General features: G+C 69.2%; 10 protein-coding genes and 2 pseudogenes. 5 read left to right on the top strand and 7 right to left on the bottom strand.

Annotation, left to right across the window (positions count from 1 at the left end):
- Positions 1-118: 118 nt before the first annotated feature.
- The 3 genes and pseudogenes from rpsB to BAW75_RS14825 all read right to left on the bottom strand — a co-directional run.
- On the bottom strand, positions 119-970 hold the full coding sequence (gene rpsB, locus BAW75_RS14835) for a 30S ribosomal protein S2 (protein WP_043325892.1): 852 nt from the start codon (positions 968-970) through the stop codon (positions 119-121).
- Positions 971-1,321: 351 nt separating this feature from the next.
- On the bottom strand, positions 1,322-2,386 hold the full coding sequence (locus BAW75_RS14830; RefSeq protein ID WP_104113931.1) for a hypothetical protein: 1,065 nt from the start codon (positions 2,384-2,386) through the stop codon (positions 1,322-1,324).
- 1,284 nt (positions 2,387-3,670) lie between these two features.
- A pseudogene (locus BAW75_RS14825) lies at positions 3,671-3,862 on the bottom strand (NUDIX hydrolase); the annotation flags it as partial.
- On the opposite strand from BAW75_RS14825, the pseudogene BAW75_RS33200 reads away from it, so the two are divergent.
- A pseudogene (locus tag BAW75_RS33200) lies at positions 3,860-4,057 on the top strand (GntR family transcriptional regulator); the annotation flags it as partial. The pseudogenes BAW75_RS14825 and BAW75_RS33200 sit on opposite strands and share 3 nt — an antisense overlap.
- A 429-nt stretch (positions 4,058-4,486) precedes the next feature.
- On the opposite strand, the gene BAW75_RS32055 reads toward BAW75_RS33200, so the two are convergent.
- The 3 genes from BAW75_RS32055 to BAW75_RS14810 form a co-directional block, all read right to left on the bottom strand.
- Entirely contained in the window at positions 4,487-4,918 is a 432-nt protein-coding gene (locus BAW75_RS32055) for an SMI1/KNR4 family protein (RefSeq protein ID WP_146074843.1), read from the bottom strand.
- Positions 4,915-11,892, bottom strand: coding sequence for an RHS repeat-associated core domain-containing protein (locus BAW75_RS14815; protein ID WP_104113930.1), 6,978 nt, complete (start codon positions 11,890-11,892; stop codon positions 4,915-4,917). The genes BAW75_RS32055 and BAW75_RS14815 overlap by 4 nt, the downstream gene beginning before the upstream one ends.
- A gap of 107 nt (positions 11,893-11,999) precedes the next feature.
- The gene (locus tag BAW75_RS14810; protein WP_146074842.1) at positions 12,000-15,527 is read right to left on the bottom strand and encodes a LamG domain-containing protein; all 3,528 of its coding nucleotides are present in this window, start codon (positions 15,525-15,527) and stop codon (positions 12,000-12,002) included.
- A 491-nt stretch (positions 15,528-16,018) separates the two neighbouring features.
- Here BAW75_RS14810 and BAW75_RS14805 point away from each other — a divergent pair, with 491 nt between their 5' ends.
- From BAW75_RS14805 to BAW75_RS14790, 4 genes are all read left to right on the top strand, one after another.
- Positions 16,019-16,378 carry a YraN family protein gene (locus BAW75_RS14805; protein ID WP_069088764.1) on the top strand — a complete coding sequence of 120 codons (360 nt, stop codon included), beginning with the start codon at positions 16,019-16,021 and terminating at the stop codon, positions 16,376-16,378.
- A gap of 1 nt (position 16,379) precedes the next feature.
- On the top strand, positions 16,380-17,900 hold the full coding sequence (locus BAW75_RS14800; RefSeq protein WP_104113928.1) for a YifB family Mg chelatase-like AAA ATPase: 1,521 nt from the start codon (positions 16,380-16,382) through the stop codon (positions 17,898-17,900).
- Positions 17,897-19,075: a DNA-processing protein DprA gene (locus tag BAW75_RS14795; RefSeq protein ID WP_104113927.1), complete on the top strand. Its 1,179-nt coding sequence runs from the start codon at positions 17,897-17,899 to the stop codon at positions 19,073-19,075. The genes BAW75_RS14800 and BAW75_RS14795 overlap by 4 nt, the downstream gene beginning before the upstream one ends.
- 259 nt (positions 19,076-19,334) lie before the next feature.
- Positions 19,335-19,721 carry a hypothetical protein gene (locus BAW75_RS14790; RefSeq protein WP_146074841.1) on the top strand — a complete coding sequence of 129 codons (387 nt, stop codon included), beginning with the start codon at positions 19,335-19,337 and terminating at the stop codon, positions 19,719-19,721.
- A gap of 33 nt (positions 19,722-19,754) precedes the next feature.
- Here BAW75_RS14790 and BAW75_RS14785 read toward each other — a convergent pair whose 3' ends face one another.
- Positions 19,755-20,096: a hypothetical protein gene (locus BAW75_RS14785; RefSeq protein ID WP_043325899.1), complete on the bottom strand. Its 342-nt coding sequence runs from the start codon at positions 20,094-20,096 to the stop codon at positions 19,755-19,757.
- Positions 20,097-20,425: the final 329 nt, after the last annotated feature.

Below are 20,425 nucleotides of genomic sequence, written 5' to 3'. Positions count from 1 at the left end.
GGTGTCAGTGAGGTGGTCTGGGGTGCTGGTTACCCGGTTCCGGGCCCGTGCTGCCGCCCGGCGTACCCGTCGCGCCCCACCGCCGGGAATCGCCGACGGTGGGGACGCGACGGCGAGATCACTCGGCGGCGGCGGTCGCCGGCTGCTCGGCAGCGGCGGCGGCGGGCTGCTCGTCAGCCTTCTTCGGCTCCTCGAGCAGCTCACGCTCCCACTCGGCCAGCGGCTCGTCGGCGGCGACCTGGCCGGCCTCGGGCTTCTCGTCCGCGCCCCGGTTACGGCCGGAGCGGGCGATCAGACCGTCGGCGACGGCGGCGGCGACGACCTTGGTCAGCAGCTCGGCCGAGCGGATGGCGTCGTCGTTGCCCGGGATCGGGAAGTCGACCTCGTCCGGGTCGCAGTTGGTGTCGAGCACCGCGATCACCGGGATGCCCAGCTTGCGGGCCTCGTCGACGGCGATGTGCTCCTTCTTGGTGTCGACGATCCAGACCGCGGCCGGGAGCTTCTGCATGTCCCGCAGACCACCGAGGGTCTTGGTGAGCTTGATCTTCTCGCGGGAGAGCTGGAGCGTCTCCTTCTTGGTGTAACCGGCGGCGGTGCCGCTCAGGTCACCCAGGGCCTCCAGCTCCTTCATCCGCTGCAGCCGCTTGTACACGGTCTGGAAGTTGGTCAGCATGCCACCGAGCCAGCGGTGGTTGACGTACGGCTGGCCGACCCGGGTCGCCTGCTCGGCGATGGCCTCCTGGGCCTGCTTCTTGGTGCCGACGAACAGGATGCTGCCGCCACCGGCGACGGTGGTGCGGACGAACTCGTACGCCTTCTCGATGTAGTCGAGCGTCTGGCGCAGGTCGATGATGTAGATACCGTTGCGCTCGGTGAAGATGAAGCGCTTCATCTTCGGGTTCCAGCGCCGGGTCTGGTGCCCGAAGTGCACACCGCTTTCCAGCAGCTGACGCATGGTCACGACGGCCATGGTGGGTTACTCCTACTGTGTCCCTGGTTGTCCGTCCGGCCGGCGGCCGGACGCCTGGCGCCCGGTCGGCGGCCGGGGTGGGCCCGGGTGAAGAACCGGGACCAGGGAGGCCGTCGCCCCACGGAGGAGACCGTGGAAAGGGCACGCGAGGTCGACCGCACGAGGCGGTCGCCAGTCGACCAGTGTACGCGCCCTGTCCGCCGCACGGCCTGCGGGTGCGGGAGGCCGGCTCGATCGACTCGGGCCTTGATCGACTCGGGCCTTGATCGACTCCATTACGGCGAAGTGGCGGTGTCAACCTGTCGGTGACACCGCCACTTCGGCGTACTGGTTCAGCGGTCGTCCACCCGCTCAGCCCGCCGCGAGAGCGGCGGCGAGGAAGAGGACCAGCCCGACGGTCAGGTAGGCAGTCGGCGGGCGCAGCCAGCCCCGGCTGCCGTCGGCGAGCGCCAGCCCGCCGGTACGCAGCCCGTACAGGCCGGTGCCGAAGATCGGCAGTCCGACGGTCAGGAACATGCCCACCACCACGTGCGACGTCGACACCGGGTCGCCGAACAGGCCGTGCAGCAACACCCGTACCGCCGGCACCTCCAGCACCAGCACCATCACCGCCAGCAGCACCGCGAGCGCCGGACGCCGGGTCCGGTAGACGCCGTCACCGGGCGGCGGACCGTCCGGCCGGGGCATGAGTGCCGGCATCGGGCCGGTCGGCATCTCCAGCGGATTCGGGGTCGCCGCCGGCTCGGCCGGACCGGCCGGGCGCTCACCGATCCGCAGCGGAGTCGCCTCGCCGGGGTTGAGCCGCGCCGCGGCCGACGGGTCCGTCCCACCGGTCACCGGCGGCTCGGCCGACCGGCCGGTGTCCACGATCGGGTAGCCGCCGAGCGGCCCCGGACCGGCCTGGCCGGCAGCGCCGCCGAGGGCCAGCGCGTTACCGCCACCGCGCGGATCGGCGTGGTGAGCGGCCAGGCCGTACGGGTCGCCGCCGGTACGGGACGCGTCGTCGGAGGCCGGGGCGCCGAGCGGGCTCGCCGGCACCGCGCTCAGCGGGTTGCCGTGCGCGGCGGTGCCGAGCGCGTCCACACCGCTGCGGGACACCGCGGCGAGCGAATCGTCCGCGGACTCGCGGGCTGCCCGCCGGCCGGCCCGCGTCCCGGGTAGCTCACCGGAGACCTCCGGGTCGTCGGGCCGCTGCGACCGCCAACTGCTCGTGTCGTCCACCAGCGGGTCGGCGGCGGAGTACCGGCCCGGCTCGGCGTACCGGCTCTCACCGGCCCGCTGCTCCGGCATGCGGTAGTCGTCGTCGCGGTAGCGGGGCTCACCCGCGGCGCGCCAGTCCGACTCGTATCCGCGGTCGCCCCATCGCGACCCCTGCTCATCCTCGGGATAGCTCCGTCGTCCGTCCACGACGGGCACGGTATGCGACCGGCTCCAGCCGCGCCATTCGGGTCTGGTGGGACATCGCCCCAGCTCGGACGGACTATCTCGCGTCATCGGGTCGTCGCATCTCGTGAGCTGGACACCTAACGGTTGCCGGGTGGGTTCGACGCCTGCTGGCACGCGCCACCGTCGAACCCACCCCGAGGAGGTGCACCACCGAGCGGCAGGCCGCCGATCGCATGGACTCCGCCAAGGCATTACCAAAACCCGCGCAGCCAGGCATCCCGTTCTGGATTTAAACCCTCTCCCGCGAGGTGGTTGCCACAGCCGCCTGCAGCACCTCGGAACGCCTATCCCGAACGCCTCAATAGCTACACTACGGGCTCCCGCCAATCCGCCGAATGATGCTTGCCATTCCCTCCGCAGCAACTCTCAACGCATCGCCAAGAGCGGCGAGATGCTCTGCTCGATTTTGCACATAAGAGTCGGAGGACACCTTTTGCCACGCATCCCGGTAGGCATCCTCTAGATGAAGAACCTCTTCGACAATTTCTGCTCGCTGGTCGAATGGAAGACCAGCCCTGCCCTGCAGGAGCATGCTTAGTTGAGCCCTGGTCGAAATAACGTCCCCGACAAGGCGTATGTGTGCCAGACCAACCCTCTCGCTCAAGAGGATCTCCGCAACAACGGCATCGTGATGCTCCTCTTGACCCAGCAACGCAGCCTCTAGCCTAGAGTTCTCTCGAGCGCAACCATTCCTCGCGCTCCTGCCGGTATATCCACGCCACCAGCTCGCGAAATCGACACGCAGTAGGTTACGCAACTATTGTGAATGCCATCATACGGGCCGAGGTCCGCTCCAATTGACCGTTGCTGGGCCTGCATGGCCGCCCCCACATCAGGAACATCGAAGGTTCGCTCGATAACATTTGAACCCAGCGGCTCCGCTCGCGCACCCGTCGTCGGGAGACCATTTGGGCTTCCTACCCCATCCCATCCTGGGATTACTTGCTCAGTCTCCAACGACTTGCCGCCACCCTCTACCCGAATCGTGGCGTGTTCCATATCGGCGTCCCAACGAACGGTTGCCTTACCACCACAGTTGTGAACAAGAACCGGCGTATCACCGGCGAGCACATAGTACGTGTGGGATTTTCAGCCCGTCACGCAGTGCGAGCTACGTTTTCATGGCGTTTCACCTGGCCTTTCGCGTGTGGCACCAACTCGCCGCATCGAAATCTATCGGTGTTGACGGCGACGGTGGCGGCAACCTGGGGAGACGTCCGCGCTCGCCGGCGGCCGAGGCATCGATGGCCGGCGTTATCCGAGGTAGGGGGTGTCGCCGCGCTGGGCGTGGTGGTGGAGGCGGAGGCGGACGGTGTCGTGGATGGGGATGTGGTCGAAGTCGGTGGGGTGGATGAAGCCGACCTCGGTGGACTCGTCGCTGACGGTCAGCGCGCCGCCGGTGACTCGGGCAAGGTAGGTCACGGTGAACTCTTGCCGCACCTCGCCAACGCAGCGCTGCACGACCTGCTGCGCCACGCCGACACCCACAACGACCTCATCGACTAAGTGATCAAATACCAGGCCGACCGGGGCAACTTCGCCCAGCAACCCGAACACCTCGGACGCCCCAGCAACGACGAGCAGGCCGCGCCACCCACCAAGCGCCCCCGCAGCAACCGCAACCGCGCACCCAAGCAGTAAGCCAGCCGAACCAAGGCCCTCGACCAAGGTCCGACTGGCTCAAAACTGCTCTACAGGATCAAGCGCGCCCGGCTACGCCGGACGCACGCGCACGCGCTACAGCCGTCCCGGCCCCGCGCGCACGCGCCCACACAACAAGATCGTCCAGACCTCGGCAGTCGACCAACCCACGTGCAGAGACCATGACGATCGCCGATAGTGGCTGACCCGGTCGGTGCGCCCGGCGATCGACGCCACGCCGCGCAAGCGCGGCCCCACCGAACAACCCACTCACCCAGCCATCAAGCGCCGTCTGCCGAAGTTCATCCATGTATTCAGATGTGCGCCAAGTGTCTGACGGCAACGCTGACGGCAACCCGGGCGCACAACCACGGACCTCGACTCACCCTGCAAACAACCACCTACAGGCCGTAGTCGGGTAAAATGCATTCATACGACTCCCAGCAAGCTAAGCAGCGCCCGAATGTTCGGCGCAATTTCGACCCACCCATTGTCGCTCCTAAGGTAGACCACCGATGGGTCCGAATCTGAGGTGCGGTAGTCCAAAGCAAAGGGTTGATCTGGCCCCATGTCACCGATCAGTAGCGACCTTGCGGGATCAATATCTCCTGGTGGACTTTCCAGGCTCTTCGATCCCACATACCACTCGCGCGTTTCGGGTTCCATCTCCGAGTGCCATGATTCGTTCTCGCGCACCATACCGTTGACTTTGTAGAAAGTCGGCTGCTGCGGAGCCTCACCAAAAATCGAGGCCAGCAAGGCTGGATCGTTTGGAGCCACCCACCGATCTTCACGGATCGCTTTCAGCAGGAGCTCGGGAACACGAAGACCGCCTACGAGCACTTTGGTTTCGTCTGTCATCGGGACCACACGTTTCTTCCTGTTGCTGCCGAGATTGCGTCCATAATCGACTGCCTGGTGCCTACAGGCGCTAGCGGGTTGCCGTGGTTTCGGCCATTTACGCTTCGTGACATCCAGCTTACGGAGAAGCCGCCTTCCTCAATGAACATCGTGAAGCCGACAGTCTCCCGTGAACCGCCAAAATGCTCGAAATTGATCCGCCCATGCCCACCAAGCCGTCGAACCGAATTCACCGGCGGATTCGGCATGTCCGGATCAACGCTCAGATGAGCCCTAAAGTTGCCCGTGCTTGGCTCATAGATTCCACTAAAGGCCGCACCATTCCCGTGCGCACCTAGTGCACCAGTGTTGTCGTATCCGTCCGCGTTCGAAATTACGTTATTGCAGTTGTGAACGAGTACCGGCACATCGCCGGCGATTACATAGTACGTGTGGACGACGGAGACCGTCAGGTCGCGCATCACCTCACTGCCGCTGAAGTTGCGGACCTTGACGACGTTCACCGTCGACCCGTCCGCCGCGAGCAGCCCTTCGGCGGCCTTGAGCTCACCCGCGCCGACCCACTGATTGCGGGTGACGCTCCAGAACGGGTGGTGCTGCGTCGTGTCGATCGTCGACACAACGCCCTTGCCGTCGCGGACGACCAGGTCGGTCAGGGCGTCGTCCTGGTTGATGTGCAGCTTCTCCACCGTCTGCGCGCTGGTGGCGCCGCGCTCGGGGTCGTGGGCGAGGACCTGGTCGCCCTCCCGCACCTCGGCGATCGGCTGCGTCGATCCGTCGGCCATGAGGACCGGGGTGTCCGGCGAGAAGCTGTGTGTCGGGCAGCCGCCCTTGGAGCTGGGTGCGCCTCCGCCGTTGTTTCCGCCGGTCTTGCCCTTGGCCGGCGCGACGGGCTCCTTTTTCGGAGGTTCGGGCGTCTTCGGTGCCGGTGGCCGCGGAGTCTCCCGGATCTCCTTCTTCAGCAAGGCCATCTCTTTGGCCTCTGCCGCCGGGTTGATCGACGGGGGCTTGCCCCACCTGATGCGCGCCACGACTGCGCCGGCCTTGTCGGCTCCCCAGTCGATGACCTTCTTGCACCACCTGCCGAGCTTGCAGGCCCAGTCGAGTCCGGGCACGACCGAGACGCCGGACAGCGCGGCCTCCCGCCAGTTTCCTTCGGTGGCGTAAATGACCGCGTTGACGCCGTCACATCCCGCGCCCAGACCGATGAGGAAAAGTCCACACGCCTCAAGGGACTCGTGCGTCTTCTGTCGGCCGGTCTTCTTCGTCGGCCCCCCACTGCCGTCGTTGCGGGTGTCGCCCTGGCCCTGGCCGCTCGTACCTTCAACGAAGTTCTGGCACGCGTAGCCCCCGAGGCTGCCGCAAATGTCGAGGTTGTTGCCCTTCGGGTTGAGGTACTCGGGGATGATCAGACCGCTCGGGTCGCTGAACGTGACCGGGTTGTTCGACGCGTAGGTGTACGCGGACAACTGCTGCGGGTTGCCCGGGTCGTTGATCGGGTCGACCGAGATGAACCGGCCGATGGTCGGGTCGTACTCGCGGGCTCCGAGATGGGTCAGGCCGGTCGGGTCCTGATAACCACCGAGGAACCCCTGCTGGTTGGGCCAGGTGACCGCCGCTCCCCGGGGCGACCCGTACGGCGTCTGACGGCGCTGGGTGATGGTCTGGTTCGTGTCGTTGGCGACGCTGACCTGTGAGGTCCCCTGGTGGTCACTGGCCAGCCAGGTGATGCCGGTGACGGTGCGCTGCGCGACCACCTCCCCGCCGAACGAGTAGTAGCGAGTGGCTGTCACCTGCCCGGTGGTGCCGTTCTTGCGGATCTCCTGATCCCCGAGGAACAGGGTGCTTCCGGTGGGATCGGTGGCGATGAGCCGGTTACCGCTCGCGTCGTAGATGTAGGAGCTGGTGCCGGTGCTGTCGGTCACCGAGGCCAGGTGCCCCTCGACGTCCCAGGTGAGGGTCTGCTGCCCGGACTTGCCGGGCCGGCTCTTCGTGTTGCCGGCCTCGTCGTAGGTGTACGAGCCGGTGGTCGTGCCGGTGTTGTCGGTCCTGCTCCACCCGTTGAGCCGGTGCGACTGCGGCGTGCCCGCCGTCGGGTAGGAGTAGGACGTCGTCACCGTCCCCGTCGGGGTCCCGCGCTCGATCTGGGTGCGGCGATTGCCGATGCGGCCCTCCGGGTCGTTCGGCGCGCCGAACGACCACTGCTGCCAGTACGGTGCCGGGCCGCCCAGTTGCGTCTCGGTCTGCGGTTTTGCCGTGCAGTCGAAGGAAGCCGGAGTCCACGCCTCGGTGAGCCGGCGCTGGTGGTCGTAGGTGAAGCACTGGGTGTCGCGGGGACGGGCGCCCGTGTTGTCATCGATCTTGGTGATGTTGCCGCTGGCGTCGTAGTCGTAGAACGTGTTCAGCACATACGAGGGGGCGACTGAGCGTGTCACCGAACTGCTGCTGACCCGGCCCGTGGTCTCGTCGTACAGAGTCTTGCTCTGGACCGACTTCGCGCCCGTCAGCGCGGTGGCGCGGGTGATGGTGTTCAGTTCGTGCATGTCGCTGTAGCCGGCGTCGACCACGTAGTAGGTGGCGTCGATGTAGTCGGTCGCCAACCGGTCCAGCAACGCGTGCGTGGTGTCGTACTTGTAGTTCAGCACCTCCTGGTCGAGGCCACCCGCGGCCGGGATGGTGAGCGTGTTGGGTGAGCCGTCGCCCAGGAAGCTCGCCTTCGACGTGAAGCTACAGGTGACCTTGCCGATACCGCAGAAGCCGGCCTGCGACGCCGGGAGGGTGAGCTTGGTCTGCGTCGTGTTGTACATCTTGTCGACGGACACGACCTCGGAGCGGTACTCCTCGGACCCGATCCACCGCGACGACGACTTGGCGATGCCCTTGACCGGCGAGTCGTAGGTCAGCTCGGTGCGCTTCTGCCCCGTCAGGCTGCCCTCGTGGGTGGTGCGCAGCCGTCCGACCTCGTCGTAGGCGTACCAGAGGTCAGGCGTGTCGGGGCGGGAGTCAGTGGTCCTCTCCAACTCCCCGAGGGTGTTGTACGACCTGGTGGACGTGCCGGCGTCCGGGTCGCTCGACGAGATCAACCGGCCCTGGATGTCGTAGGCGTAGGACCAGGTGTTGCCGGACGGGTCCTTGACGGTGGCCAACTGCCCCACCGGGTGGTAGGTGTACCTGGTCTCGTCGTAGGTCCCGGTGGCGGTCCGCCCGTGGTACTGCCAGAGCTTCTCCGTCCGGCCGTACGGGTCGGTCCATACCGTGGTGGCGGCCTGCCCGACCGGAGGCTCCACGGTGACGTGGTCACCGTGATACGTGGTCGAGGTTCTGGCCTTCTCGACCTGGACGCTCGCGACCGAGCCGAGAAGCAGGGAGTGAGTCTGTCGGCCGGCGTTGTCGTAGATCGCCTGGGTCTGGCTCGGCACGTCCTGGTCGAGCCGCGACCTGATGGTCGAGGTGTCGATCGCGCCGGAGTCGTAGTAGGCCGAGTTGGACTTGTAGATGCGACCGGCCGCGTCGTAGAACGTCTCGGTCATGATCCGGCCGCTGCGATGGGCCGGTTCCTGCGTCTGCCGCTGGCGGCCCAGCGCGTCGAAGATCATGTACGAGGTGTCGCTACCACCGAGAGCGTTCACCGCGGTGGTCACCACGTACGACGGCGCCGTCTTCGACAGCGTGTAGGCATAGCTGGTCGACGGCGTGGTGGGGTTGTTCGCCCGCTGCCGGTTGGGCAACCACACCTGGAGGGCGCGGCCCAGGGCATCGTAGGTGTACTCGGTGACGTAGTTGTTGACGTCGGTGCTCTTGAGCGCGAGGCCGGTGGCCGGGTCGAGGTCCACCGTCGTGGTCCACTGCAACGGGTTGGTGGTCGTCCGCTGGGTGACCGGCCCACCGGTGGCCGGGACGTACGCGGTCGTCGTCTTCTTCCCGGCGATGTCGGTGACCTCGGTCGTGCGGCCCCGAAGGTCGTACTTGGCTGTCCCCACCTGCTGGTAGGTGCGGTTGCCGCCGGCAAAGTCGACGATCTTCTCGCTCGCGGTGAGCAGCCCCTTGTCCGGCGCCGTGCCGTACGCCTGCCCGTCGTAGCTGAACCGGACGTCACCGAGGATCTGGTTGGTGTCGGTGGGCGTGGTGGAGCACGCCCCGACCCAGCCGTGGATTCGCTTGACCGGCGTGAGCAACCACCGGTTGGCGTTGCGGATGTACTCGGTCTTGCTGCACCGCTTGTCCCCGGTGGCGCCGCCGTCGGGGCTGTCCTCCTGGGTGGTCGGCATGCCGTAGTCGTCGAAGTCGGTGGTCGACGTGCTGCGCCGCCAACCGGAGTCCGTGGCGGTGCGGGAACTCACCGTGCGTACCCGGGTGTACCGGGATTCGGCGACTGGGCTTCCCGCCCGGGTGGCCGTCGCCTCGGAGCGCCACATCGTGTATACGGTCGCGGACAGGACGTTTCCGTCCAGCCAGGTGATCGTCTCGCGGGGCGAGCCGCTGAAGTGGTCGTAGTCGTTTACCGCCCCGCCTTCCAGACCCTGGACTTGCGTCGTGCGGGTGCTGCCGTTGGCGAGCTTGTCGCCGTACATCCCTCGGTAGTAGAGGGTTTCGGTCTTGGTCCGCGCGGGGCCCTCACCGACGTAGGTCACCACGCGGGGGAAGCCACGCCACTGCGACCAGGTACGGCGGTCGTTCGGAGTGATGCCGGTGTCGTCGTCGTGGTGCCACAACGCCTCGTTGTTGGTGTTGAGGTACTCGTACGCGGTGCGCAGCGGCCTCGACCCTCCGGTGGGGTCGATCTGCTGGACCTCCTCCACGACGTACTTGTGGAAGAAGTCGGTGACCTTGTCCCTGCCGTTGGGTGCCCACTCGACCGGATAACAGAGCAGTTTGTTCTTGTCCAGCGCGTCCTTCGAGGGCATCACGCTGCCGCGGACGCATTGCGGCTGCTTGTAGGTGACGAAGATCTGCCCGCCGGTCTCCAGGGTGATCAGGTTGACCCGGTGCCAGTTCATCGCCAGGGCCCAGTCGCTGCCGCCGGCGTCCACCCGGTTCGGCATCTGGATGCCGGAGAAGGTCACCTCCGGCGTCGTGATCGTGCCACCGTTGAGACCCTTGTGGGTGATGCCTTCGAGCCAGAGACCGGCCCTCGTGCCGTCACCGGGGTCGAGGAACGCGTGGCGGAAGGTCCACGAGTCCGCCTTCTGGTAGGCCGAGGCGGACGCCTTCCACGCCTTGGTGGTGATCTCCGTGGTGCGCTTTGCGGACCAGAACGTGGGAGAGCCGTTGGTGCACGGGTTGGTCGAGGCGGTGCAACTCTGGTCCCAGGGAGTGTCCGGCCAGTTCGTCGCATTCTTCGTGGTGCAGTTCTGCAGACACCGGTCCACGTTCGTGAACTCGATACGTCCCGGCACGTTCTCGATGTACGGCGACGTGGCGGCGTACTCGTTATCGTCCCGGTTGTCGCTGCCGTAATCGATGCGGGTCAGGTAGCCGGCCCGGTCGTAGACGACGGGCGTCGTGCCCGTCAGGTTCTTGGCGTAGTAGTTGGTCTCCTTGGCCCACCAGTAGGACATGGTGTTGCCGTGGATGTCCTGGACGTAGTCGAGATTCCACCGCCAGGCCTGCGGCTTCCCGTTGCAGTCGGAGGCGGCGAAGGTGCCGGCGTTGCAGGGTTCGCCCGGGTTGTTGCCGTACACCGGGACGGTCAGCACGGAGTTGGTCGTCGGACGGCCGGTGGCCCAGCCGGGAAGCCGGTGACGTCCGAACCAGTACTGGGTGCCGTCGGTGCCGGTGACCTTCCAGTATTCGTTGTCGTTGTCGCCGTTGGCGTACGCCGACGCGGTGAGCAGCTCGACCTTGGTTCCGTTCTCGCTGCGGGGGTGCCAGGTGCCGTCGCTGCCCTTGAGCAGTTCGACGGTGCTGCCGTTGAGCGACATGACGGCGTTCTCCGGGCCCCAGCACAGGTCACCGGTCTTGACCGTGTTGTTCGCGTTGCCACCCATGTCGTCGGCGCACGCCTTGTAGCGCCGCTCGACGAAGCCGGGGGAGAACTCGAAGCCCTCCCCGAACAGGCTCGGCTGGTTGTTGGTCGCCGCGTGCCGACCGTCCACCGACTGCGACGAGTAGCCGAGGCCGAGGGTCGGTTCCGGTCCGCCGGGGCCCGGCGGGACACGCATCGGGTACGACCACTGGAAGCTGCCGGTGGCACCGCTGTGGCTCCACGACGACGTGGAGGCGAGGCTGGAGGCGGCGAAGTCGCCGGCTCCACCGGACGGGCCGGCGGTCAGGGCGAAGACCGCAGCGGCCTGGGCCTCGGGCACCGACACGGTGGTGGTGACCGTCCGGGTCCGCACGTCGTTACGCGAGTTCAACGGCGTGCTGCGGCAGTCCGCTGCGGCGGGGGTGCTCAGGGCACAGTCGGGCAGCTGCGCCAGCCGCAGTCTCGACGCCCAGTCACCGCCGTACGCGGTCGCGAAGGCGGCGTAGTCGATACCCACCTCGACCGGGCCGGCCGCCCGCACCCCGTCAGTGCGTCCGAGGCGTACCAGTAGGCCGTTGATGCCGGCCGCTTCGGCCTGGGCCTTCGGCAGGACCTCGACCCGGACCTTGGCGGGCGCGGCCACCGCGCTTCGGTTGGCCGAGGACGCGGTAGCCGGCCGGACCGTGACCGGCAGCGACCCGGCCCGGCTCGGTGTTGCCGCTGCGCCGGCGGTCGCCGCCAGTGACACCTCGGCGGAGCCCGCCGTTGGCCAGACCGGTGCGGGGCGCCGCACCTTGGCCGCCGCGGCGTCCTTGTCGGGAATCCGCTTGCTGGACGCGGCCTTGTGCAGCGGGGCGGAGGAGTACCGCTGCGGGTCTAGGTGGAAGGCCTGCTCCGGCCGCTCCGCGCGGGCCGGCAACTGGCCACCGAGCGTGGCGGCGAGGACCGTGGCCAACCCCGCGACGAGGGTACGACGGGCGCCCCGTCGCACCGCGACGCTGACCCGCATCCCCCCACCGCCTGGTTGCGGCCGGCCGGATCGATCGATTCTCATTTCTGCCCTTCAAGAACGAGAGGTTGCCGCACCTGCGTTGCGGACGGGACCGGAGACCCGGGTCAGTCGGTTGCGGCGAACGCCGCCTGGACCTCTGCGGCGCTCAGCGCGCCCTGCCATACCTGGACACGGTCGATGTCACCGTTGAAGTAGTCGGTGGGCGCCCCCCACCTGCCTCGGCCGACCGCCAGCCCGCCTGTTCCGTGCCACGGGTTGAAGGTGGGGGTGAGCTGACTGAACAAATTGCCGTCCACGTAGAGGCTCATCGTCCGGCTCGTGGCATCCTGCACGGCCGTGAGGTGCGTCCACTGGTTGACGAGGCAGGTGCTGCCGGTCACGTAGAACCCAGGCGCGGAGGTCAAGTCGCCGGAGCGGAGCATGATTGACCACTTCGACCCGTTCGCGTCGGTACGACAGCTCAGGAACGAACTGGAGATGTTCACACCGTCCTGGGCGATCACCGTGCGGGCGCCCGCGCCGCCTGCGAACCGCACCCACGCCGAGACGGTGTACGACTGGTCGGTGCGCAGCACCGGACCGCTGGTCTGTGCGGCACCCGAGATTCCGTCGAAGCGCAGGGCAGTCGATCCGTTGAAGCCCTCCGTGGTCCAGTTCGCGGCCGGTGCCGGACCGAGAGTCAGTGGCGTCCGGTAGTCGGAGGAGTCTCCCGATTCCCTCGGCTCGTCCTGGTCGTCACTGTCCATGTCCCACTGGCCGACCCGCACAGGGGCCACGATCTCGGACAGGTCCGTCTCCGGGTCGATGACCCGGTCCCAGACCCGGGCCTCGCTGATGGCGCCGTTGATCCAACCGGTCGGTGCCCCGTTGCGCGCAGCACCGATCATCAGCGGCCCGGACGCGGACCACACGGAGGCGTTGGCCATGCCCACGCCCTTGCGGACCCCGTTCACGTACAACGAGAGCTGGTTGGTCGAGCCGGCATCGTAGACACCGGCGAGGTGTACCCACACGCCCGGTTGCACCGGCTCGGTACCGCACGCGGGTGACGGGGTCGCCAGAGCGTTCACCGTGTCCGATGCGTAGCTGACCCAGCACCATCGCTGCTTCGCCGGATGGTACTGGAGTTCGAACGGGCTCTTGTTCGTGCCGACCTGCGCCATGACCACCCCACCGACCACATCGGCGCGTACCCAGGCAGCGAAGGAGAAGCTGCGGGTGGTGTCGATGACCGGGCCTGTGGTCGCGGCCTGATCGTCGCCGTCGAACTTGACCGCCCAGTCCTTGCCGCTTCGCCGGCTCGTACCCAGCACACGCGAGTCCGCCCAGGCCGGGGACGGGCTCATGGTCGCCACCGGAGCGCCCTCGACCTTGTTGTTCAGGATCAGACCGGTTCCCTCATCCATCGCCCAGTGCGCGACCGGACCGGACGGGTCGCCTGCCAGGAAGGCGTAGTCGTAGGGGGCGGACGAGTTCCCGGCCTGGTCGCGGCTGCGGACGGTCAGCACGTTCTCATGCCGCAGCGTGGGCGTCGCCACCGTGGTGGCGGTGCCGCCGAGACTGCTGGCACGGACGACCATCTCCGGACCACCGTTCATCTGGTAGACGTAGTCGTATACGTCGGCGGCGCCGTTGGCCGAGAAGGTGAAGCGCCCGGTGTAACCGACCGATCCCCGCAGGTCCTGGTTCGTGCCCCGGGGCGGCGACTCCAGGTAGAGGCCGTCGGCGGCGACAACCCCGGGGGTCGCCTCGGGTGCGGAGTAGTCGACGGAGAACTCGCACCACGGGGACGCCGTGGAGGAACCGCCGAGGGTGTCCTTGGTCTGCACCTGCCACCGGTAGATCTCGCCGTTGACCGTCTTCGCGGACAGCTGCAACTCGGCCTTGGCTCCGGGCGCGACCCCGGAATCGGTCTTGGGCCAGCCGGACACGTTCGTCCAGGTGCCACCCACCAGCTTCTGGAGGGTGAAGACGCCGGAGAGGCTGCCACCACCGCTGCCGTCCGGGTCACTGACCGTCGCCTTCAGCCACGGGAAGTCCGAGCGCACTGCCGGCCGTGACGTACCGGTCACACACGCCTGCCCCGGAGCGGTGTAGCCGGCGTGGGTCGACAGTTGTGCAGCCGTCGGGGTGTTGGGGTTGGTGTTGTACTCCACCGTCAGCTTGGTCTGCACAGGGTCGAACTTCTTCCACCAGTTGCTCGTCGACTCCGATGTGCCGTCGGACTCGCGGGTCGACAGCGCCAGCGTGTAGATCTCCTGGCCCCGGTTGGCGCTGATGTCGGCGGTGACGTTCGGGCTGGCGAACTCCATCGGCTGGTCCGGCTGGGGGTCGTCGGGGCAGCCCTCACCGGTGGATGGCTTGTGCGCGTGCCCGGACCGCTTCTCCAACCACTTGGAGAAGCTCGGCCCGGACCAGGTCTGCTTGCCCGTGGTCGCCATGTCGGCCGTCCGCCAGAGGTTCACTGGGGTGTTGCCGCAGTCCCACGAGTGCGTCATCTCCGTCAGGAACTTGGCGCTGCGGATGGTCTTGCCGGACAGCGACGTGAGCTTGAACGAGAAGTACGACCGGTAGGTGCCGGACCCCTCGGGGTCCCGGCCGACGCGGGCCACACCGTCGTTGCGGGTCGCGTTGTTGGTGCTCGAGTAACCCCAACGGGTCTTCTCGATTGTGCTCCACGGATCGATGACCACTGGGTAGACCGTGTTCTTGCCCCGCAGCAGCGCCTGGTCCGGCACGATGACCAGGTCGTCGCCCTGCACCCGGGTCGGAATCTCCGCCTTGCGCGCGTGGTCCGGCGCGACCCGCAACGACTCGCGCCGGTCCCAGGCGGCGAAGTCGGCTGCCGCCCGGCTCGTCCCCGCACGCGCCTTCGGCGCCACCCCGGCCGAATCCCACATCAGCGCACCGCCCGCGGACAGCATCGGGCTACCGGTCGGGTCGACCACCTCGAATCCGCCGCCGGCCTTGGACCGCTTGGTCAGCGACCCCGTCGTCCGCAGCGAGAAGCGCAACTCGTTCAACATCGGGTTCGCCGCGGCCTGCGCGGACTTCACCACGAGCGCCCAGGTGAACCCGTCGCGCAAAGCCCGCAGCCGCAGGTCCACGTCCGGCAGCACCGAGGCGTAGACGGCGGTGTCGCCGTCGAGCGAGGGGGCCGGGAGCTCCCCCGGCCAGGACAGCGACACCTGCCCGTCGGCCACCGGCAGCCGAATCGCCGGTGCGCTTCCGCCCTGGCTGAACGACACGTCGGCCAGCGTCGCCACGGGCCCCAGCGAACCGTCGGCTCGCCGTTCGAGCCGGGTATCGATCCGTTGCCACGAGTTGTTGTTGCGAGTCTTCGTCCACTGCGGCTCCACGTATGACTCCAGCACCAGGTTGCCCTGGGGCGTGGCGAGCACACGTGAATTCTCGCTCTTGAGGCTGGTGACCTCGACCTGCATCTTGAGCTTCCTGGCCTGCGCCAGCGCGTCGACCTCGCCCAGCACGGGTGCGTCCGGGGACGCCGGCGGTTCGGCCACCGCTGGCGACGGCAGCAGGGTCGGGCTGCCGACCGCGATCAGGGCCAGCGTGACGACTGCGGCGGCGAAACCGCGACGACGCCACGCGAAAACCGATCCAGGTGCTCTCACCTAGACACTCCTCATTGCGTTTTGGCACGTCAGAGGGCCGTGCGGGGCACGGGACTCAAGGCGTGGAAATCAAGAACCTGTAGCGGAGGGCGGTCGCTCCGGCGCCCGACGTCGGGATGTGTCAGCGCGAGCGGCTCGTCAGCGGGCGAGTTGATCGACGACTGGTCGGCGAGAGTGGCTCAGCGCGACGGTCGTTCTATAGATCAAGCTCAAGTTCATTACAGCCCCCGTTCATTGCTCCTCAGCGATGCGACAGTAAAGATCAGCTACACGCCCTGTAAAGAGACGTCACAACTGGTTAGCGCAAACCGCCCACATGCTCCCGAGGTCGTCACCGCCGTCACCGTCCGCCACTGGCGTCTCGCATGTACGGCCGGCAGCCTTACCACATCGATCCGGTGATCGTGGCTCCGTCCACAACCGTCAGCTTGTCCACAGGGCAGCCGCATCCGTCCCGCCGCCCCGGGCCGCCCCGGCGCATCCTGGCCGGCATGACGAACCGGAACCGAGCCGTCGGCGCGTACGGCGAGCGGTGCGCGCTGCGGCACCTGATCGAGACGGGCCTGCGCCCGGTCGCCCGCAACTGGCGCTGCCCCGAGGGCGAGATCGACATCATCGCCTGGGAGGGCCCGGTCCTGGCCATCTGCGAGGTCAAGACCCGCCGCAGCGAGCAATTCGGCTCCCCCGCCGAGGCCGTCGTCCCGGCCAAGGCCCGCCGGCTGCGCGGCCTGGCCGCCCGGTGGCTCGCCGAGACCGGCACCACCGCCGACGAGGTCCGCTTCGACGTGCTGTCCGTCCGGCTCCCGCTCACCGGCCCCGCCCGGGTCGAGCACCTACGCGGCGCGTTCTGACATGGGGTACGCGAAAGTGCTGAGCGTGGGCCTGGCCGGAGTCGCCGGTCACCTCGTCGAGGTCGAGGCCGACCTCGCCCCCGGCCTGCCCGCCGTGATCATCTCCGGTCTGCCCGACACCGCGCTGCACGAGGCGCGCGACCGGGTCCGTGCCGCGATCGTCAACTCCGGCCAGAAATGGCCGAACCGGCGGATCACCCTCAACCTGCTGCCCGCCACCCTGCCCAAGTACGGCTCGGCGTTCGACCTGGCCATCGCGGTCGCCGTGCTCGCCGGCTCGGGTGAGCTGCCGCCCGTCGCCCTGGACGCCACTGTCGTGCTCGGCGAACTCGGCCTCGACGGCGCGGTGCGCCCGGTGCGCGGCACGCTGCCCATGGTCGCCGCCGCAGCCCGCGCCGGGCACACCCGGGTCGTCGTACCCGCCGGCAACGCCGCCGAGGCGGCAGTCATCCCCGGCGTACGGGTGCACGCCGTCGACACGCTGCACCGGCTCGTCGCACACGTCCGCACCGGCGCGCCACTGCTCGCCCCGCCCGCTCCGGCCCCGGCCGGGACCCCACCCGGGCCGGATCTCGCCGACGTGGCCGGCCAGCCGCTCGGGCGGCGCGCGCTGGAGATCGCCGCCGCCGGCGGTCACCACCTCGCGCTGCTCGGCCCGCCCGGCGCCGGGAAGACCATGCTCGCCGAACGGCTGCCGTCGGTGCTGCCCGAGCTGGACGACGAGGCCGCCCTGGAGGTGACCGCGCTGCACTCGATCGCCGGCCTGCTGCCGCCCGGCGGCGGGCTGCTGCGCCGTCCCCCGTTCCAGGCGCCGCACCACACCGCCACGGTGCCCGCCCTCGTCGGTGGCGGCTCCGGGCTGGCCCGGCCCGGCGCGGTGTCGCTGGCCCACCGCGGGGTTCTGTTCCTCGATGAGGCGCCCGAGTTCGGCAAGGGCGCGCTGGAGGCGTTGCGGCAGCCGCTGGAGAGCGGCCGGGTACGTGTGGCACGCACGCGCGGCGCGACCGAGTACCCGGCCCGCACGCAACTGGTGCTGGCCGCCAACCCCTGCCCGTGCGCGAAGCCGTCCGGCGACGTCGACTGCGAGTGCACACCGCTGGCCCGGCGGCGCTACCTGGGCCGGTTGTCGGGGCCGCTGCTCGACCGGGTGGACGTGCAGGTCCGGCTGCAGGCGGTACGCGCGGCGGAACTGTTGCGGACCGATGCCGCGCACGAGTCCTCGGCCACCGTCGCCGCCCGGGTCGCCGCCGCACGACGAGCCGCCGCCGACCCCTTGACGGCCACCGGGCACCGGGTCAACGCCGACGTCCCCGGCCCGTACCTGCGCCGTCCGCCGTGGCACCTGCCCGCCCGGGTCACGACGGACCTGCGGCACCGGCTCGACACCGGTTCGCTGTCCGCGCGCGGCTACGACCGCGTACTGCGGCTCGCCTGGACCATCGCGGACCTGGACGGGCGGGACCGCCCCGGCCACGACGACGTCGCGGAGGCCATCCAACTGCGGACGGGAGAGGCCGCGTGAGCACCGAAGAGACCAAGCTGGCGCGGGTCGCGCTCACCTGGCTCGCCGAGCCCGGCACCCGATCCGTGTACGCCCTGGTGCAGCGGATCGGCCCGGTCGCCGCGCTCGACCTGCTGCTGTCCGGTGGCGCGCCGGAGCGGACCCTGCGCTCGGCCGTGGCGGCGCGGGCCGCTGCAGGTGACGCCCGGGCGGTCGCGGCCGAGGCGCTGGCCCGTGGCGAGCGGCTGGGCGCCCGGCTGGTCACCCCGGACGACGACGAGTGGCCGGCCCAGGTCCGTGACCTCCGGCGACTCGCGCTGCCCGGCGCCACCCGCCGGGTCGATGTGGAGACCGACCCGCCGCTCTGCTTCTGGGTACGCGGGGCGTGGCCGCTCGGCGAGACGCTGGCGCACTCGGTGGCGGTGGTCGGCGCCCGGGCTGCCACCCCCTACGGCTCACACATCGCCACCGAGCTGGGCTACGGCCTGGCCGACCGGGAGTGGACTGTCGTGTCGGGCGGGGCGTTCGGCATCGACTCCGCCGCCCATCGTGGCGCGTTGACAGCGGGCGGGCGCACCGTCGCCGTGCTGGCGTGCGGGGTGGACCGCCCGTACCCGATGGGCAACGCAGCATTGTTCGACCGGATCGCCGAGACCGGCCTGCTGGTGAGCGAGTGGATGCCGGGCGCGGAGCCGCTGCGGCCCCGGTTCCTCATCCGCAACCGGGTGATAGCGGCGGCGACACGCGGCACGGTGCTGGTGGAGGCGGCGGCGCGCAGCGGTGCCACCCAGACGCTCAACCGGGCGCTCGGCCTCCGCCGCCACGCGATGGTGGTTCCCGGGCCGGTCACCTCCGCGATGTCGGTCGGCGGGCACGAGGTGCTGCGCGAACGGCCGGACGCGCGGCTGGTCACCGGCCTCGCGCACGTGCTGGAGGAGGTGGGACGGATCGGCTACGACCTGGCCCCGCCGGCCCGAGCGCCCGAGCGCCCACGGGACCGGCTCGACGAGGAGGCCACCCAGGTGCTGGAGGCGTTGCCCCGCCGCCGGGCGCTCGACCTGGAGAGCGTCGCCGCCCGGGCCGGCGTGGACCTGCGTACCGCGATGCGCAAGCTGTCCCTGCTGGAGGAACTGACGATGGTGGTTCGTCGCGACGGCGGCTACGCGCTCGCCCCGCCGGCGGCCGGCCCGACGTGACAGGCGGCGCGTACCCCCTCGCAACCGCCCGGCGACGGGGCCGTGGGACCGGCCCCGGTCTTCTAGGATCACCATTTCGCGCGCGGCGGAAGCCGTTGCGGGAACGATCGCGCCCCGGCCGGACGCCGGGCGCCGTCACGGGGAGAAGGATGACTGGGGCAGCGAACCGTCGCACATGTCCACAATGGTCGGAGTCCGATGCCGCGGTGCGGCTCGCCGGGCCGACGTCGGCCATCCCGCCGACGCGCGGAGACGGCCGATGAGCACGCAGGAGACCTCGCGCCGCAACCCGGCGGCTGGCCCACCCGGGTCGGGGCGTCGTGCCTTCGGCGGCATGCTGGTCGTGGTCAGCCTCTTCGTGGTGTTCTTCGCGATCCTGTCCCACCGCGACATCGGCGACTACGACCCGAACGGCCCGACGATGTGCGGCGAGGATGTGATGACGCCCCGGGACCGGTGCATGTTCGGCGCGGGCGACGGCTCCTACCAGGCGCAGAAGGCCGAGGCGGAGAAGCAGCACGACATCGACCTGATGATCCGGGACATCGGCTTCGTCGCCGGTCCGGCGCTGTTCGTGGCCGGAGTCCTGCTGATCGTGTGGGGCACGCGCCGGATCCGGGCCACGCGGCAGCCGGCCGAAGCCTGAGCCGGCACGGCACGGCGACGGGACGCGCGATCGTCAGTCGCCCTCGAACCGGATCTCGGTGTCTCGGCGCTCCGCGCAGCGGCGGGCCAGCCGGGCCAGCCGGCGGATGTGGTCGGCCTCCGCCGGCGCCCCGGCCACCTCGGCCAGGCACCGCAGGTCGGCGAGCAGCTGCGACATCCGATCGGTGTCGACGGTCAGCTCGCCGAGCGGATCGACGCGATCCAGCAGCGGTGTCCGGCCGCCGCCGCGGACCCGCGCCAGCAGGCCGAGCAGCACGTCCTGCGGATCCGCGACGACCTCGATCGAGACGTACGCGGGCCGGCGACGACTGCTGCCCGCCGAGATCTGTCGGTAGAGGACCGCGTCCACTCCCACTGTCGGCCCCTTTTCGTACCGGGCGTCACCGTCGCGGGACGCGGCTGTCCGATCGCGGCCGGATCGGCCACCCGTGGGGCGCCGGCTCAGCCACGCTGCCGTCCGGTTGCCGCCCTGTGCCTGGCCGCAGCATGAGTTTCCTCTGTCCAGGCCCGCTTTAGCCACCCTGCTCGGCGCGGCGCGATCGTCACGCCGGAAGGCACTGGCGCGGCGGCGCACGGCACACCGCGGCCACGGCGGCGCCGACGGCCCGGCCGGCGCGGTGAAGGCGTGCGGCGGCTCAGCGCGCGGCGGCGCTCCGGCCGTACGCTGGACCGGTGATCGCTGTC

It is taken from the genome of Micromonospora chalcea, assembly GCF_002926165.1.
Lineage (GTDB): Bacteria > Actinomycetota > Actinomycetes > Mycobacteriales > Micromonosporaceae > Micromonospora > Micromonospora chalcea.
Note: the sequence above shows the minus strand (reverse complement) of the source record. Positions and strands in the feature narration are given on the sequence as shown.